Below are 18,000 nucleotides of genomic sequence, written 5' to 3'. Positions count from 1 at the left end.
TCTTAAATCTTGCACCATTCTCAAGAACGGGCAAGATGCCCGTTCCACAAAAGATGAATTTTATTGTGGAACAGGCAAGATGCCTGTTCCTAAACAAGTAATTGAGAATGGTGCAATATTTCCGTTAAATCTTAAATCTTGCACCATTCTCAAGAACGGGCAAGATGCCCGTTCCACAAAAGATGAATTTTATTGTGGAACAGGCATCTTGCCTGTTCCTAAACAAGTAATTGAGAATGGTGCAATATTTCCGTTAAATCGGAGTAAAGATAGCGCGCGGGTGCTGTACGTGTCTGCGATCGCCCTGAAATTGGCTAAAACTTGGCAGCAGACACCGCAGACAATCGCGGCACAGTTGGCCGAAACACTCGAACCGCTGTGCTACCCGGATTTCGCCGTTAAAGTCGCGCCGGGGGGAATTATCGAGATGGAGTTGACTGATGCAGGTTTAGCCGTCTGGTTGCAGCGTTTAGCTCAAACGAACCTCCCACTTCCAAAATCTCGAATATTATCTCCTGTTGTGTCAGCCGATCGACTGTTTCCGATTCAGTACAGCCACGCGCGCTGCTGTTCCCTGCTGCGAATGGCCCACCGCGATCGCATAATTTTGATCGCGCAGCCGGATGTCGCTACAGCGCCGCAAATTTGGTCGCTGGCGAGTCCAAATCCTATCCCTTGGATTGACGAGGGCGATCGACTGCGGTTAGTGCATCCAGCAGAACGCCGTTTAATATCGCAACTGTTAACAGTGCTAGACAATTTATATCCTACTTTTGACGTGAAAAACCGCGATAAACCTGTCAATTATTTCAACTTAGCCAATAGTTTGAGCGAAGCATTTCAGATTTTTTACAGCCAGTGCCGAATTTGGGGAGAAGTTAAAATCGAACAGCCAAAACTCGCCCAAGCTCGATTGGGTTTAATATTAGCAACTCAATCTTTGCTGCGATTTATCCTAGAAGAGTTCTTGAACGCCCTTGCTCCTTTAGAACTTTGATTTGGTTCTCATTTTTAGCAACCTTTATTCATACTAAGAGGCGGGTTTCCGAAAGTTACCTTGACTTATTCCCTCTGAAAATATCTCTATTTTATCTGGTTCACCCTGAAGCACCAAGTAAGCTACTGTCGCCTAGGAAATTTATAAAAACTTAGCTATTTATGGATTAATTATTAATAAGGCACTTAATAATTATTCTCTAATTTGGGCATTCTTATTTTCTCTAATTTATTTAAGTAATCTTTCTTTTTGCTTTTTAGAGCGATAACTTTTAGCTCAATACGGTTCAGTTAAGCTCGATCCCCCCTTAGCTTGCCCCCTACTCCCCCTTCTCAAGGGGAGTAGGGGGTGGGATAAGAACTTACTCTTGCGTCCCCCTTAAGAAGGGGGATGCTGCAAGGGATCTCGCCCGGAATAAATAGTTTTAACAACCGTATTGATTTTTAGCTTGCATCTATGGCTGTGTTCCTTAAAATACTTAATCTTATATTATACAATTAAGCTGCGTAGCAGCTCATCTATTGGCTATCCAGTATGCTCGAAACACAAGAAGAAGATAACACCTTAGTGGGAACGAATCCTCTCCCTCTTCAGGAAATCCAAGAGGATATAGCCTTATTAGAGACGGTACTTCTGACCAATCCGCCTCTAAAACTTTCCAAACCGGAAACTCGGTTAAGCCTCAGATCGCTAACTTTGGAGAGTGTCTTCGCTACGCTTTTTTACAGCATCATCGGCGGCGCGTTGCTCAGTAATTTCTTGCTGGATTTGGGGGCTGGCCCAGTCGAAATTGGTATGCTCGCCTCCATTCCTCAACTGGTAAATCTGCTCCAACCGTTCGGAGCTTATATAGGAGACCGACTGCAGAGCCGCCACTGGTATTCCATCTGGATTTTCGGACTGTCGCGACTGCTGTGGCTGATTATCGTGCCAGCCATTTGGTTGGGAGGCTCATTTCAGCTCGCTGGACATCAGCTAGTGCAGTTGACATTGGCAATCATCTGGGTAACTCAAGTCTTAGAATCTTTAGGTCGTGCTTCCTTCTTGAGCTGGTTGGCGGTTTTAGTACCTCAGCGGTTGCGCGGGCGGTATTTTGGCTTTCGCAATAGTGCTGTCAGCTTGACGAATCTCATTGGTGTGCCGTTGCTGGCTCTAGTGGTATCGAACTGGCCCGGTGGAAGGCTCCAAGGTTACAGTGCCATCTTGGTTTTAGGAATTGTGCTTGGCATCATCAGTCTAGGTTGTCAGTTCTTTATGACCGATGTGAATCCAAAGCTTCTACACGTCACGCATTCAGATAGAGGCGAAAAATCATCCATAGGGACAATTTTTAGCTTTCTCAAGGAAGCCAATTTTTTAAAGTTTTTGCTTTACTCTGCTGTATGGAGCTTTGCCGTTAACGTCAGCGCGCCCTTTTTTAACCTCTATCTGCTGGATAACCTAAGTATAGATGTCAGTGTGGTAACGCTCTACAACAGCTTAGGAGCGGGTGCTAACTTACTGATGCTGGTTTTTTGGGGCAAACTGGCTGACCGGGTTGGGAACCGCCCGATCATGATAGTAGTGGGAATCTTGGTGGCTCTGACCCCTCTGCTCTGGCTAGAAGCTGGAACGTCTCCAATTTTCCTATGGGTGTGGTTCCCGCTGTTGCACATCATCGGCGGTGCAACGTGGGCGGCGATCGACTTGTGCAGTGGTAATCTCATGATGTCGGTGACACCACTGTTGAATCAGTCCATATACTTTGCGATCGCGGCCGCGGTTCCTGGTGTCACTGGGGCAATGGGAATCACCCTTGGTGGCTTTATCGCCACTTTGACCAATCTCGGTGGCTTGCCAGGGGTGTTTGCCCTCTCAGCCGTCTTACGAGTGGCGGCTCTCCTGCCCTTAGTTTTTGTTGGCGAGCAGCGTTCTGTGTCTTTGGGTAAGTTTTGGCTGCTCTTGTTGCCAGCTTGGTGGAGAAAAGTGCCAATTGAACCTGGAGACATCAGGTTTCAACCATTAATAGTGGAACAGTTGGACTCTGGGTCTGAAAGCTCAGGCGATCGATCTTCAACGGTGGATTGATTTTACGGCACAAGAGTATAAGACGCCGGCAGCAACCAACTCTCTAACTACTCGCTCATTAAAAAGAGTCCGACAATAATTCATAAAAGAGTTGATCGACCATTTTTAAACTGTTAAAATACTCCTCAGATCATCTAAGATGTGACGGTGGTTTTGCCCCTTTTTTTCAGAAATATAAAGTCGGGAATATCGGGATAAGTTTTGTATAGTATCTAATTATTTCTGGGTGCGTTCAACATTTTTTACGAGGGCGATCGAGCTTTGACGAACGATCGCCAATTCTCCCGCTCGTCGATCGCTCCTGGAACGACGATGCTCAATTTCATCAGTTGACCAGCGGCTGTTAATGGTTCTTCACATTCTGGCGTTGTAAAATAGCGAGAGTTTTATTCAGTTTTTTGAGGATACATCTCAGGGTCACACTACCACGTATAGCCTCACCCGGCGGTCAAATTCATCGATGAATATCCCAATATAATGCCTGCATCTAGTTTAAGGCGTTGCAGGCGAGATTTGATTTTTTCCAGGTTGTGCGATCGGCAGCGTTACTGTAAATGTACTGCCGACGCCTTCTTCACTGATCAAAGTAATTTCGCCACCGTGCAAGTCCACGCATTTTTTAACAATGCTCAGCCCCAGTCCAGTACCGGGAATTCGACCGACATTTTTAGCCCGGTAAAAGGAATCAAACAGCCGTCCTTGGTCTGCGACAGGTATGCCAATTCCTGCATCCTGTACCGAAAAAATAGCCTCGGTTTCAGTAACTTTTAATTCAAAGATGACTTCGGTATTAGGGGGAGAATACTTAATAGCATTTGAGAGCAAATTGCCCAGAATGCGCCTGAGCAAGCTTACCTCCAAAGACGCCATCGCCGATTGACTGTGATTCACAAAAATCAGCGTCACCCGATCAGCTTGAGGTTTCAACTTCAGGCTGCTCTGAAATTCCACTACCAACTCATTACAAAACTTTGCTAAGTCTAGCGGTAGCAAGCAAAACCCGGCTTGTCCTGACTCAACACGCCCCAGCAGCAAAACATCATCTAATAACAAATCTATGCCTTTTGCCGCTGCTTGAGTTTTGTCTAGAAGTTCTTGTTTTTTCTCATCTGTTAATGTCAACTTGTACTTGCTAAGAAGTTGCGTAGTGCCGATGATGAAATTCAAAGGATTGCGAACATCATGGGCAATCATGTACAGCAAAGATGTTTTCATCTCATTGAGCTCTTGGGCGGTTTGCAAAGTGCGATCGAGTTGGTCGTGCGACAATTTGAGAGTTAAAGACAACTGGCGCGATCGCAGCAAAATCTCCACCCGCGCTTGCAATTCAATCTTCTCGATCGGAGCGATAATCAAATCGTCAATACTTTGCCAAATAAATTGCGTTGCCATCCCTACATCCGAGCGGGATGTAATCAAAAGGAAAGGCAAGCATACCGGGTGTTCTGCCTGTTTTTGGGCGGCAACCCATTGCCAGTGGCGTTTCAGGGCAAGACCGTCAATTATCGCCAGGTCAAAAGATTGATTAAATGGTAAAAAATCCTCACTATTTTCTGTTGAGTTTGGCAACAATACCTCATAGTAAACTGCTAGCCATTCTAATAACAATCGGCGATTTTCTTTCTGTTCGACAAGCAATAAAATTTGACTCACGCACGTTCTCCTAGCAAGCTGTGCACAATTCCCAGCAAATCTCTAACGATCAAAGGTTTTACCAACATATTCCGAGCCCCGTGGCAGAGGCTTTCGTGCTGAATGGCAGCGCTTTGTTTGGGCGAGAGTATCAAAAAAGGAATTTGGTGATTTCGCAGTTGTTCGCAGCAGTCCCAAATCCGGCCATCGAAACCAGAAATATCTACTAAAGCCATCCCGATCCTAGCAGGCTGACTGATAGCTTGTGCAACATCTTCAAAGTTATAAGCCGCGATCATCTGGTATCCTTCTTTGTTGAGAAACTGTGCTAAAAGTTCCAAGTTGCGCTGATTGCGGTCTACGGCTAAAATTATTGAGTTGCCAGTCATTTATCAGCTTCCTGTGAATAAGGTTTAGCTTGCTTTTCGGCGAGCTATTAAAAGTAGTAAAATACACAATTTTAGCTCTTGTAGGGACACTCCAAAAGCCCAAGGAGTGTCAACTTAAGGTACAACTCATAATCCGGCAGGGGTTGAAACCCCTGCCTAATAGCTGAAGTCTTCGCTATGAGGACTGATGAGTTTTCAGTCCTCATAGCGAGGACTTGAGCTTTGAGGCAGGGAATTCATTCCCTGCCGGACTATCGGTTTAACGTGTTTGTTGTCACTCCTTGGACACGGCGCCGTGTCTAACCGGTACTCGCTCGATATCGGGGTGTACTTCATAAACATGGAATCTGCTATATTTAACTTTTCCAAGACTGAGGCTCCTGGGCGCAGGTGCGGTGCGCGAACTACTGCTAGTGGTGAGGTGCGCCCCCTACTCATTAGTAGATTCACGGCTGCAAAATTAGCTGCACTTGCCCAGAAACAGCAGGACAAACCCCGATTCAATCTTCCTCCGCTCCCCCCTCACTCCACACCGGCGCCGAACCCAAAATGCCGCGCAGCCCCCGTATCGGTTTGCTGACTTTGATGCCGTAGCGAGTAATCTCGAGTTCTCGCAGAGTTCTCTCGAAATTGCTGACTCGTTTTTTAATTACTCCGATCGCCTTGCGAATTTCTGTCCTATTATGCAGTTGGCGTTCCAGATAGCGTATAAACAGAAGATTATCCGCCAAATAGCTAATTCCGATCTCGGTCAGCCGAAAATCTCCGCTAATGGCTTCTACCTCATTAATCAAGATAACGGTGACTCCCATATTCTTCAGATACTTACACAAAGCGTGCAAATTGTTCACCAAATCTTGCCCCTGCATCGAAAGCTGATAGCCAGAAATACTGTCAAGCATCACAATCCGCGTCTTTTGCTGCTCCACCTCCTTGCGAACCATACAGGCAAACTGATCCGGCGAGTACAGCAAAGGTTCCACGGGTATCACCGAAAGACTTCCTTGCCCCATCATCGCCCCAACCGGGATGTTAACTGATTCGCAGCGCTGCAGCAGAGTAGAAGTTGACTCCTCAAAAATGTAAACTACCGATCGCTCCCCCCTTCCTGCTGCTTCCTTCATAAACTGAATCCCCACCGTCGTTTTACCAACGCCGCTAGGCCCGCTAATCACCGTCACAGTCCCCCGTTCCAGTCCCCCGTGCAGTAGTTCGTCAATTTCTGGAACCCCAGAAGAAATCGTTTCCGCAACAAAATCCTGTTGATAGTTGTCTGGAAGCAGTCGCGGAAATACCTCCATACCAGCCTGAGTCAGGCGCAGCGAATGGCGGCCGCTGCGGAAGTTAGAGCCTCGCAGCTTGGTGACAGACAGGGCGCGTCCTTCAGGGCGCAGTTCCAAGTAAATTACCCCGTCGCTGATGAATTGCAAATCGTCATCGGGAGCACTTGAAGTGCCTTCGGAGGTAAACACCACCGTCGCCCCCCCTTCCACCAAAAACCGCAGAAAAGACAGAACTTGCTTGCGAAACTGAAACTCATCCGCAGCTAAGTAGCGAAATTGAGTGATTGCGTCCAAAAACACCCGTTGTGGCTTGACAGCTTCGACTCGCTCGATAATCTTTTGTGTAGTCGGTTCTCGCTCCACCTCGGAGGCGGAAAAAATGTCATAAGTCTGAACTTGGGTAAAAAATTCTGAGGATGGGCTCAAATCGAGGAACGGCATCGCTTCGATGTCAAAACCGAGCCATTGAGCATTGGCGCGCAGTTGGGCTTCCGGTTCTCCTAAAGTAATGAACAGGGGTTTTTCTCCCAAAGCCACACCTGCGGTCAAAAAGTGAAAGCCCAGTGTAGTCTTCCCAGTACCGGGGCCGCCGCGCACCAAATAAGAGCGTTGAGGAATTAGGCCACCGCCAATCACTTCGTTGAGACCGGTAATTCCCAGAGAAATTCGGTTTTGAGACATTTGTTTCTTCATGTTTTGAATATCGGGCCCGTATTAATATTTAATGGTTTTAGGCAGTGTTTTGATAATTTTTTTACCGGGCGTCTCATAACCTTCATGAAATCTTTTTCTACCGAAAATTACGTTAGCACACAAGAATTAGAAAGTATTGTCGGCACTGCTGGCATCTGTCTGCAACAGTACACAGAGGTATTTTGGCAAGAACGAGTAGAAAAAGCAGTTGCCCCCGACACGAAAATAGATTGTACCGTTTACCCCCATACTCAGGAAGAACTGGCGGCTGTCATTGCTTGGGCCGGGCAAAATCGCTTTGCAGTCTTGCCTTGTGGCAGTGGCAGCAAACTCGATTGGGGCGGTTTAGTTAAATTAGACTCCGATCCCCCCCAGCCCAGGGCGGGCACGGGGGCACCGCCCCTACAAAGGGGGGAGAATTCACTCAAAGTCCCCCTTCTTAAGGGGGATTTAGGGGGATCTCCGGGTTTGAAAACACGCCCAAATCCCCCGGATGCAGCGGGGCTTGTGGCTGTCAGCACTTCGCGCCTCAATCGACTTGTACAACACGCTGTGGGCGATTTAACCGTGACTGCGGAAGCGGGAATGAAGTTTGCGGATTTGCAACAAATTTTAGCTGCAGCAGGTCAATTTTTGCCGATCGATCCAGCATATCCGCAACAGGCAACTTTGGGCGGCATTGTCGCTACTGCTGATGCGGGTTCCTTGCGGCATCGCTATCGCGGGGTTCGCGATTTGCTGTTGGGAATTACCTTTGTGCGATCGGACGGTAAAATTGCGGTAGCCGGAGGTCGAGTTGTTAAAAATGTCGCCGGTTACGACTTGATGAAACTGTTTACTGGTGCTTACGGCACATTGGGCGTCATCAGTCAAGTAACTTTCCGAGTTTATCCGCTGCCGGAATCATCGGGAACCGTAGTGCTGACAGGGGAAATTAATGCTTTGTCCCAAACGGCTCAAATCTTATTATCCTCTGCTTTGACACCAAGTGCCGTTGATTTGCTGTCACCTGAATTAGTCGCAAAATTAGGCTTAGGAAAGGGCACGGGATTAATCGTCAGATTTCAAAGTATCGCCCCAAGTGTTAAACAACAATCAGCCCGCTTGCTGGAAGTTGGCGAAAAGTTGGGTTTGCAAGGCACTAGCTGCTGCGAAAATGATGAGCATCAGTTATGGCAAAGATTGCCAGAAACAATGTGGGATTCTGGCACAAAGTCGGCAATTATTTGCAAAATAGGAATCAGACCGTCGGAAGCTGTAAGGGCAATTAACGAATTGCCGGTACAGGACGCTTGGATTCATGCAGGCAGCGGTTTGGGGGTTTTGCGGTTTGAGACTGCGACTGCAGACACGCTGTTGCAGGTACGCAGAGGGTGCGAAGCGAAAGGCGGTTTTCTGACTGTTTTAGCAGCGCCGACCGACCTCAAGCAACAGTTAGATGTTTGGGGCTATACTGGAAGTGCGATCGATTTAATGCGCCGGATTAAACAGCAGTTTGACCCGGAAAATCTTTTGAGTCCCCATCGTTTTATCAGAAAACTGGGTTGAGATCCCCGTTCTTTTAGGAAGGCTTTAATTGTAAAACCTTGTTGCAATACCATCTATTTTGTGCCAAATAAGTTAGTATAAAATAGGAGGTAAAGCAATGCTAGTCTTTGAGTTCAAAACCTACGGAAATAAGAGTCAGTTCTCAGCAGTTGATGAAGCAATTCGTACAGCCCAATTTGTTCGCAATAGCTGTTTACGCTATTGGATGGACAACAGAAAAATAGATAAGTACGATTTGAACAAATACTGTGCGGTACTGGCTCATAAATTTCCGTTTGCTTCGGAACTCAACTCTCAAGCAAGACAAGCGAGTGCAGAACGAGCATGGTCTGCTATCTGCCGCTTCTACGACAACTGCAAGAAAGGAACTCCTGGCAAAAAAGGGTATCCGCAATTCCAGAAAGATTGTCGCTCAGTTGAGTATAAATCCACGGGATGGAAATTGGCTGAAGATCGTAAATCAATCAAATTTACCGACAAAAAAGGAATTGGGAAATTAAAGCTAAAAGGAACACGGGACTTGCATTTTTACTCAGGCGACCAAATTAAACGGGTGAGATTGGTGAAACGGGCTTCCGGCATATATGTTCAGTTTTGTGTTGATGTTGACCGAACAGAAAACATAGAACCCTCTGGGAACACTATTGGCTTAGACGTAGGATTAAAGGAATATTACACCGATTCTAATGGGGTAATGGTTGAAAATCCCAAGTTCCTCCGTCAAGGTGAAAAAGTTCTGAAGCGGTTCCAACGTCGAACATCAAGAAAAGTAAAAGGTTCAAAGAACAGAGGCAAGGTTAGACAGATTTTAGGAAAACGCCATCTCAAAATAAGCAGGCAACGTAAAGACCATGCAATCAAACTTGCACGGTGCGTAGTTCAGTCAAACGACTTGATAGCTTACGAAGATTTGAGAATTAAAAATATGGTGAAAAATCATTGTCTGGCTAAGTCTATTAACGATGCTTCTTGGTATCAGTTCCGTGTCTGGATTGAATACTTTGGAAAGGTATTTGAAAGAGTCACTGTGGCTGTGAACCCAGCATATACTAGCCAAGAATGCTCTAGCTGCGGTGCAATTGTCAAGAAAACACTATCTACTAGAACTCACGTTTGTCGGTGTGGTTGTAGCTTAGACCGGGATTTCAATGCAGCTAGAAACATCCTCAGTCGAGGATTGGGTACGGTAGGGCATACCGGAACCTTTGGTCTTGAGCCAAGTAACGCTTTGGGAGATGAGTCCTCTACTTTTGCTGGAGAAATCCTGCATCAGCAAGTCATGTCGTAGATCGAAGAATCCCCACGCCTTCAGGCTGGGGAGTGTCAAAAGCGGTATTTAGTTTAAAGTTTGTTGTCAGGACTTGATTCGTTCAGGACTTCTGTAAAAAGTGGTTTTACACGCTACTTATAGCGGCAAATTTCGCGTTGCAAACCTAAATATAAAGCTTCTGCATAAATTCCCTTAAACTGACTAAATTCATTGCTACGAAGAAAAACAATTAGGTAATATATATATGCAAACTTCAGAAAAATCTCAAGTTCCCAGCGACGATTTAAAACCCGCCAAAGAAAGCAACTTTCTAGCACAAAATCCCCACTTAGCAACCCTCGAAATCCCAGGTTTCGACGCCAACAATCCGCCCGATCCGAAATTAATCGATACTTGCGTACACTGCGGCTTTTGTTTGTCAACTTGTCCGAGTTATCGCGTACTTGGCAAAGAAATGGATTCGCCTAGAGGCCGCATTTATTTAATGGATGCAATTAACGAAGGCGACGCACCTTTAAACGAAGCAACCTCACAGCATTTCGATACTTGTTTGGGCTGTTTGGCCTGCGTTACAACTTGCCCTTCAGGAGTTCAATACGACAAGTTAATTTCCGCCACTCGCCACCAAGTTACTAGAAATCAGGAACGCACTTTTTCCGACAATGTAATTCGGACTCTGATTTTTAATCTCTTCCCTTATCCTCACAGATTGCGGCCTTTGCTTGTACCCCTGTTTATTTATCAAAAATTAGGACTGCCAAAACTTGTCCGCAAAACAGGTTTGCTGAAAAAAGTATTTCCCCGCTTGGCGGCGATGGAATCAATTTTGCCGAAAGTTACTGTCGATTCTTTCCGGGATAATTTACCAGAGGTAATTCCCGCACAAGGTGAAAAACGCTATCGAGTCGGCGTGATTTTAGGCTGTGTGCAGCGGCTGTTATTTTCGCCAGTTAATGAAGCTACGGTGCGAGTTTTGACGGCTAACGGTTGCGAGGTTGTGATTCCTAAAAGTCAGGGATGCTGTGCTGCTTTGCCGGAACACCAAGGGCAAGCCCAACAGGCGAAAGCTTTGGCGAGACAAATGATTGATAGCTTTGAAAATACTGGTGTTGATTTTGTGATTATCAACGCTGCTGGGTGCGGCCACACTTTGAAAGAATACGGTCACATTTTAGCAGATGACCCGCAATATCGGGAGAAAGCTGAAAAATTTGCTGCTAATGTTAAGGACGTGCAAGAGTTTTTGGCAAGTGCGGGAATTACGGCGAAACTCAATCCTTTGATTGAGGGAGATTTGACAATTGTTTATCAGGATGCTTGTCATTTGTTGCACGGGCAAAAGATTAGTTTGCAGCCGCGTCAGTTGCTGCAACAAATCCCTGGGGTGAAGTTAAAAGAACCGATTGATGCGGCTTTGTGCTGCGGGAGTGCGGGGGTTTACAATATGCTTCAGCCGGAGATTGCTGATGAATTGGGAGTGCAAAAGGTGGAGAATTTGCTCAATACTGGGGCGGAGTTGATTGCTTCTTCTAATCCGGGTTGTTCTTTGCAAATTAAGAAGCATTTGGAGTTGCAGGGAAAGGCAGTTACTTTGATGCACCCGATCGAGCTTTTGGATTATTCGATTCGCGGGGTGAAGTTGCTGAGGAAGTAGTTTTGTAGGGCGGGCGGTGTCTGCCCTATTTTCGCTGCTGAATGAGATTTTTTTTAATGCACCGCAGAGGGCGCAGAGGGCGCAGAGGAAGAGAAAAGAGAGCAAGAGGAATAGGAATAGGCTATTGTATTGAGAAATGGATCGGGAAAAATGAAAAGAGTTATTTCTAGCTTTTTCTGTCTGGCTGTTTCGGGTTCAACTTTTTCGCAGCAGGAGTCAACAGCAGCTTTGTATCGCCCCCAGCCGTTTGTTCAAGCGTCAATTTCATCTTCATCGTCGGAAGAGAAGCAAGAGTCGATCTCGCTTTTTCCAATTGTTCGCAATAAAAAGTACGGCTTTATTGACAAGACAGGCAAGATCGTTATCGAACCCCAATATGAGTTTACTTGGGGCTTTACCGAAGGTCTGGCAGTAGTCGTAATCGATTCTAAGTGGGGTTTTATCGACAAGACAGGGAAGATTGTTATCCCCCCACAGTTTGATGAAGTTTGGGACTTTTCGGAAGGGCTGGCCAAGGTAAAGTTAACAAATGGTTCCAAATGGGGCTATATCGACAAAACAGGGAAAATATTAATAAAGCCTCAATTTGATGATGCTAAAGATTTTTCTGAAGGGCTGGCAAGGGTAAAGATTGGCTCGAAATACGGGTATATAGACAAGGTGGGGAAAATAGCGATCGCAATCGAATTGAATGATGCTTACGATTTCTCTGAAGGGCTGGCTCAAGTGCAAGTTGATGACAGAGTTGTCTTTATAGACAAGATGGGTAAAATAGTTATTTCTGAAAACTTTGATGTTGCTATGGACTTCTCTGAAGGGTTAGCCGCAGTTGAGATTGACGGCAAGATGGGCTATATCGACAAAACAGGAAAGTTTGTTATCCCTCAGCAGTTTAAAGATGCTTTGGAGTTTTCTGAAGGGCTGGCATCTATAAAGATTGGTGATAATTGGGGCTATATCGACAAAACAGGAAAGATGGTAATCTCACCACAGTTTGACGAGACTAAAAATTTCTCTGAAGGGCTGGCATCTGTAAAAATTGGTGACAAGTGGGGCTATATTGACAAAACGGGAAAAATAGTAATCTCGCCACAGTTTGATTTGGGCTGGGAATTCTTAGAAGGGCTGGCTGCAGTGGAGATTGAAGATTTGCAAGGCTATATTGACAAGATCGGAAAGTTTGTTTGGAAGCCGACAAAGTGAGGAATTTACCTAAAAGCGATCGCACTTCTCACCTTTCCCACAAGCTCGATCGCACTTCTGACATTTCCCACAAGCTAAAATTAAATTCAACAGTCCCTAACCCCGGACAACAGTTATGGTAACTCAACTCAAGTCTCCTCAAAAACCTGATGTAATTTACCCCGACAGCGACGGTCTACCGATGTCAGACAATACTAAACAATTTCGCTGGATACTCATCATCCAACAAAATTTAGCGTGGCTATTTGCGGACGACCCGAATGTATTTGTCGCCGGAAATTTGCTGTGGTATCCTGTTGAAGGAGATAACAAAACTTCTATCGGCCCGGATGTGATGGTAGTATTGGGCAGACCGCAAGGAGATAGGGGTTCTTACAAGCAGTGGGAAGAAGAAAATATCGCGCCGCAAGTAGTGTTTGAAATTCTTTCTCCCGGTAACAGGCTAACAGAAATGAATAAAAAACAGGTATTTTACGATCGCCACGGGGTAGAGGAATATTACCTGTACGACCCGGAACGCAACGATTTTAGCGGTTGGATGCGTTCGCAGGGGCGTTTGGACGTAATTGATGCGATCGAAAATTGGGTCAGCCCCAGACTCGGAATTCGCTTTGATTTGTCGGGTGAAGAGTTACAAATTTATCGCCCTGACGGCGAACCGTTTACAAGTTATGAGGAGGTTTCTCGCAGCTTGGAACAAGCCGAACAGCGGGCAGAACAAGAACGACTGCGGGCAGAACAAGCCGAACAGCGGGCTGCTGTACTGGCAGAAAGACTGCGATCGATGGGGATTGACCCGGAACAATTGTAAACTAGATTGGGGAAAAGACCGATCGCACTTTTAAATTTTAGCAAAAGTGCGATCGGCATAATGACTAATAACTAATGACTAATAACTAAGGACTAATGACTAATGACTATTTCCCCTCTTCCAACCTCAAAAAATGCACCTGTCCCGAAGCTTCCGCCACCACGATTGTCACCCCATCAGGTGCAATAGCGCAAGCTTTCAAAGCACTATCTCCCCTGAAACTAGCAACTACTTCTCGACTTAACAAATCCCAAACTTTGAGAGTATTGTCGTCCGAAACAGAAATTGCCCTATTTCCCACAGCCGCCACAGATGTTACCGCATCGTCATGACCTGCCAAAGTAAAAACTTCTTTTCTACTTGACAAATTCCAAACTTTCAAAGTGTGTTCCCGCCCTCCTGAAATCGCCCATTTGCCATCCGCCGTAACTGCCACAGCATTCACAAAACTCTCATGACCTTTGAGAGTGAAGAGTAGATTTTTGACGGCTAAATTCCATAAAATTGCCAAAATATTCTTTTCTTTCCCCAAACTCCAAACTTTCAGAGTTTTGTCGCCGGAAGCCGAAATAACCCGCTTGCTGTCGGGAGTAACTGCCACAGCTTTTATCCCGTCCTCATGACCTGAAAAAGTAAAAAGTTCCTCTCCTGTTTCTAGATTCCAAACTTTAATAGTTTTGTCTCCCGAACCGGAAATCGCCATCGTTCCGTCTGCCGTCACTGCCACAGAATTTACCCAGTCTGTATGACCCGTAAAAGTAAAGATTTCCTTTCCGGTTTCTATATCCCAAACTTTCACAGTTTTGTCGCCGGAACCCGAAACTACTCGCTTGCTATCCGGTGTAATTGCGATCGCTTTTACCCAATCTTGATGTCCCGAAATAGTTAAAATTTCCTGTCCGTTTTGGAGATTCCAGACTTTAATGCTGTTGTCTCCTGAACCTGAAATTGCTTTTGTACCGTCTGCCGTCACTGCTACAGCATTTACCCAGTCATCGTGACCTGCAAATGATAAATTTTCTTTGCCTACTTCTAAGTGCCAAACTTTGAGAGTTTTGTCAGAGGAACCAGAAACTATCCGCTGGCCGTCGGGGGTAACAGCCACAGCATTCACTGGGGCGATGTGATTGGTAAAAGTGAAAAGTTCTTCTTTTGTTTCCAGATTCCAAACTTTCAGCGTTTTGTCGCCGGAAGCGGAAATTACCCGTTTGCCGTCGGGACTGACTGCCACAGCTTGAACGAAACTGCTGTGTTTTCCTAAAGTAAAAAGTTGCTTTCTTTCTGACAAACTCCAGACTTGAACAGTTCCGTCGTAACTGCCGGAAATTATTTGTTCGCCGTCGGGAGTAACGGCTACACTTTTTACCCAGTCTGCATGACCCGTGAGAGTAAAAAGTTCTTTTCCGGTTTCTAAGTTCCAGACTTTTATGCTGTTGTCGCCTGACCCGGAAATTAACCGTTTGCTATCAGGAGTTACTGCTACGGACTGGACAAAACTGCTGTGACCTTTGAAGTTAAAAGTTACTTCCCTGCTTGTCAAATCCCAAACTTTAATACTGCCATCCCAAGAACCAGAAATTACTCGCTTGCCGTCGGGAGTTACTGCTACTGCTTCTACGGCAAAAGTATCGCCGGCAAAAGTAAATATTTCTTGTCCCGTTTCTAAATCCCAAATTTTAATGGTATTGTCCCAAGAACCGGAAATTACTTTAGTACCGTCGGGGGTGACAGCTACAGCATTGACGTAGGTAAGATGACCTTTGAGGGTGAAAAGTTCTTCTCCTGTTTCTAAGTGCCAAATTTTGAGAGTGTGGTCGGAGGACGCAGAAATTGCCCGCTTGCCGTCGGGGGTAATTGCTACACCTTGTACCCAGTCTGTATGTCCGGTGAGGGTACGCAACAATCTCCCGCCGGGAGGGGTAAAGCTGGGCGTTAGCGGTCGCAGCCAGGGGGTTGTTTGGTGTTGTGTCTGTGCTAGCAGGGCTTGAATTTCTGGACTTTCAAAGCGCATCAAGCGGGCTATTAGTTGGGGGGCTAGTTGGCTTTTATCTGCGGCTAGAATGTGGGCAGACAGCCGAATTGCTTCTTGGATTAATTTGAGTTGGTCGGCTTTTTGATCTGAGATAATAATATCGGGACTTGTTGCTAAATCGTAATCTTCTATTAGCGCCTGTATTCCCGATGCTGACAGCTTGGCTTTTATAAAATTGTAATCTGTTAGTAAGCTGTATAATTTTTCGGAGTCTGAAGTCGCTGCTAGGTGACTTGGCAGGGTTCCCAGGTAGTGCGTCTGTTCTGCGGGCTGCATTTTATCCAGCCCTTGTTTAAACTCGGTCATAAATTTACGGATGTGTTCTTTAAATGTATGCGATCGCTAGCTGCACCCTACCGAAAAGCCCGATCGAGAATCTTTTCTCTTAGACTTAGCATGACATATTTGAATGCTATGTGCTATGGGCTTGCTGTCCTCGGTTTGGTGATGGTTCGATGAATTGCTTGTTTTTTAGTCGGAGTCTGCTTTGAGAATTTTCAAGCAGTGCGATTACAATAAATCGCCACCAATATAATTAAACTCAGCAACGCCCAATTTACATATCGATCGACAAAAGCTCAGATATATCGTTGCTTTTCTTAACATAGCTGGTATTGGGGCGAGGATGGTCGATAGAGAAACACTCTCAAAGCTAAAAATTTTCAGCTATCGCAATCCTATTTAAAGTGCGAAAAAGACTTTTTATAACGAAATATGATGGCGGATGCTCTAATTTTCTGTCAAGTCGGCCGCATCAGCGAGCCAGATGTCCCCCTGGTTGGGTTTCGTACCTCAACAGCATTTGCAATCTGTTTCGCCCAAAGCTCTCAGAAAGCTTTGCAGGTGCGCCCCCTTCCTCTAAAATATAGAAAAGGACTTGCACTCTTAAACCGGGTTTCTAGACAAAATCATTGGTTTGGCCGCTAGTACGCAGGAAGAAACCGGGTTTCTGACTCCATAGCGCGCAAGTCACGATCGCAAATAAAGCAGTATTGACTTAGAGACAAATTTCATGGATGTTATCGAGTTTTTCGAGTTAAGTGCAGGTAAATGGTTTTCTCAGCGTACCGTACACAATCTCAATTCTGGGGAATTGCAGGCGGGTAAATCCGACCTCAAAATAGAAATACTGACAGCTAGCGATGCAGCAGTCGTCAAACTTTGCCAACAACACTCGATTAACCCGGATTCAACTAAGCTAACTAGCGTTCGGATTAGTTGGGACGGTATTCCCGATCGCGACAAAGCTAAACAAATCGGTTCTACAATACTAGCGATCGTACCAAATCCCGACAATCCAAGCGTTGGCAAAGTGTTGCAAGACAAGGGTAACAGCCGCTACGTGATGGGCGACGACGTGCTGACATTGATTACAGAATCAGACACCCTCCATGCGGAAGAAAGGCTGTGGTATCTCATGCCCAATTTGCGGCTGCGGACTAGCGTTGTTAAGCAAGCTAACGGTACGGAACAAGCTTCTTTTTGTTCGGAAATTCGGATGGGAGTAAGTGCCCCAAATGAAAAGTGAAAAATAACTATCTATAGCGGTTCTCAAGCGTTGTGAGGTATGGGGGCTTTGTCCTATGCCCACGGAGGCCTATGCCCACGGAGGCCTATGCCCTACGATCGCCTCATGTTACTGAGAAAGGCTATAGTTCCCAAAGTTTACACTCTATTTCTGCTTTCTCCCTTCTTTCTTCGGCCTTCTCTGGCAATGGCTTTTAACTTGGTATGAAAATCAGTGTGTTTGACAACTGGGAATGATTTTGCCACAGGTTTGTCAGCTAATTTTTGCTCGGCTTCGGCTCGATCGGCGAGGGCGGTAACAGCCACATCTTCATATACTACAAATTCTGTATTTTCTTTTGTGCGATCGTCGGCTGCGGGCAATTTTCCTGTTTCCTGGGCCTCTGTGTTCGCGGCTTCTGCATGAAGCGCCACATCAAGTTGCGCCTCTGACGGCAATCGCAAATCTAACTCGGCGACACCAACTTGCGATTCCGGGTTGGAGAAAAGTATATCCTCCGGCGGCAGTTGAGCACCACTTTCCCCGGTTAAATTTTGAGGAAAATTGTTGCAGACCAAGCGTTCAAACTCGCGATTGAAATGATAGAGAGGTTCACCTATCCGGTGCCACATACTCAATAGCTGTCCCACAGAAACAGCCTTGTAGCGGCCTTGATAAAGCGCTTCAACCACTGCTAAACGCAGCCAATAGCCGGGATACTTGGTTAGCCATTCACCCGCCAATTTCTCGGCTTTTTTGCCACCTAGGTCAAAACCGTAGTGAACCAGCAGAGCCGCTGCTTGTGCAGATATTGCGGTCACTTCTGTCATGTGTTGTCTGTTGACTGTTGACTGTTGACTGTTTTCTGTTGACTGTTTTCTGTTGGTTCCAAATTCCCAATGACCAATTCCCAA

At 45.9% G+C, this 18,000-nt stretch carries 14 protein-coding genes; 9 read left to right on the top strand and 5 right to left on the bottom strand.

Annotated features, from left to right (window positions below; translation table 11 throughout):
• A partial coding sequence (locus QT992_RS10070) for a DALR anticodon-binding domain-containing protein (RefSeq protein ID WP_333335733.1) occupies window positions 1-997 on the top strand: 997 nt, incomplete at its 5' end.
• A 534-nt stretch (window positions 998-1,531) separates the two neighbouring features.
• Entirely contained in the window at window positions 1,532-3,064 is a 1,533-nt protein-coding gene (locus QT992_RS10065) for an MFS transporter (RefSeq protein ID WP_333335736.1), read from the top strand.
• 492 nt (window positions 3,065-3,556) lie between these two features.
• On the opposite strand, the gene QT992_RS10060 is transcribed toward QT992_RS10065, so the two are convergent.
• From QT992_RS10060 to QT992_RS10050, 3 genes are all read right to left on the bottom strand, one after another.
• Window positions 3,557-4,717 carry an ATP-binding protein gene (locus tag QT992_RS10060; protein ID WP_333319082.1) on the bottom strand — a complete coding sequence of 387 codons (1,161 nt, stop codon included), beginning with the start codon at window positions 4,715-4,717 and terminating at the stop codon, window positions 3,557-3,559.
• A complete protein-coding gene (locus QT992_RS10055; protein ID WP_333319080.1) occupies window positions 4,714-5,085 on the bottom strand; it encodes a response regulator in 372 nt (123 codons plus the stop codon). Before QT992_RS10055 ends, QT992_RS10060 begins: the two co-directional genes overlap by 4 nt.
• A 500-nt stretch (window positions 5,086-5,585) precedes the next feature.
• Window positions 5,586-7,049, bottom strand: coding sequence for an ATPase domain-containing protein (locus QT992_RS10050; protein ID WP_333335739.1), 1,464 nt, complete (start codon window positions 7,047-7,049; stop codon window positions 5,586-5,588).
• Between the two features lie 96 nt (window positions 7,050-7,145).
• Here QT992_RS10050 and QT992_RS10045 point away from each other — a divergent pair, with 96 nt between their 5' ends.
• The 6 genes from QT992_RS10045 (at window position 7,146) to QT992_RS10020 (ending at window position 13,547) form a co-directional block, all read left to right on the top strand.
• A complete protein-coding gene (locus tag QT992_RS10045; protein WP_333335742.1) occupies window positions 7,146-8,609 on the top strand; it encodes an FAD-binding oxidoreductase in 1,464 nt (487 codons plus the stop codon).
• 97 nt (window positions 8,610-8,706) lie between these two features.
• Complete coding sequence (locus QT992_RS10040) at window positions 8,707-9,897, top strand: transposase (protein WP_333335744.1); 1,191 nt, start codon at window positions 8,707-8,709, stop codon at window positions 9,895-9,897.
• A gap of 226 nt (window positions 9,898-10,123) precedes the next feature.
• Window positions 10,124-11,533 carry a heterodisulfide reductase-related iron-sulfur binding cluster gene (locus QT992_RS10035; RefSeq protein ID WP_333335747.1) on the top strand — a complete coding sequence of 470 codons (1,410 nt, stop codon included), beginning with the start codon at window positions 10,124-10,126 and terminating at the stop codon, window positions 11,531-11,533.
• Between the two features lie 150 nt (window positions 11,534-11,683).
• The gene (locus QT992_RS10030) at window positions 11,684-12,736 is read left to right on the top strand and encodes a WG repeat-containing protein (protein WP_333319072.1); all 1,053 of its coding nucleotides are present in this window, start codon (window positions 11,684-11,686) and stop codon (window positions 12,734-12,736) included.
• The gene (locus QT992_RS10025) at window positions 12,718-12,858 is read left to right on the top strand and encodes a hypothetical protein (protein ID WP_333319070.1); all 141 of its coding nucleotides are present in this window, start codon (window positions 12,718-12,720) and stop codon (window positions 12,856-12,858) included. The genes QT992_RS10030 and QT992_RS10025 overlap by 19 nt, the downstream gene beginning before the upstream one ends.
• Window positions 12,852-13,547 (top strand): Uma2 family endonuclease, encoded by a 696-nt coding sequence (locus QT992_RS10020; protein WP_333319069.1) that lies wholly within the window; start codon window positions 12,852-12,854, stop codon window positions 13,545-13,547. The genes QT992_RS10025 and QT992_RS10020 overlap by 7 nt, the downstream gene beginning before the upstream one ends.
• 106 nt (window positions 13,548-13,653) lie before the next feature.
• Here the strand turns inward: QT992_RS10020 and QT992_RS10015 are convergent, their stop codons facing one another.
• The gene (locus QT992_RS10015) at window positions 13,654-15,885 is read right to left on the bottom strand and encodes a beta-propeller domain-containing protein (RefSeq protein WP_333335751.1); all 2,232 of its coding nucleotides are present in this window, start codon (window positions 15,883-15,885) and stop codon (window positions 13,654-13,656) included.
• Between the two features lie 706 nt (window positions 15,886-16,591).
• On the opposite strand from QT992_RS10015, the gene QT992_RS10010 reads away from it, so the two are divergent.
• Entirely contained in the window at window positions 16,592-17,107 is a 516-nt protein-coding gene (locus QT992_RS10010; RefSeq protein WP_333140287.1) for a phycobiliprotein lyase, read from the top strand.
• Window positions 17,108-17,244: 137 nt separating this feature from the next.
• Here QT992_RS10010 and QT992_RS10005 read toward each other — a convergent pair whose 3' ends face one another.
• On the bottom strand, window positions 17,245-17,916 hold the full coding sequence (locus tag QT992_RS10005) for a hypothetical protein (protein ID WP_333319064.1): 672 nt from the start codon (window positions 17,914-17,916) through the stop codon (window positions 17,245-17,247).
• Between the last annotated feature and the right edge of the window lie 84 nt (window positions 17,917-18,000).

The sequence above is a fragment of the Microcoleus sp. T3_D1 genome (assembly GCF_036700405.1).
GTDB lineage: Bacteria > Cyanobacteriota > Cyanobacteriia > Cyanobacteriales > Microcoleaceae > Microcoleus.
The sequence above is the reverse complement of the archived record's forward strand: the minus strand, read 5'-3'. Positions and strand labels throughout refer to the sequence as shown.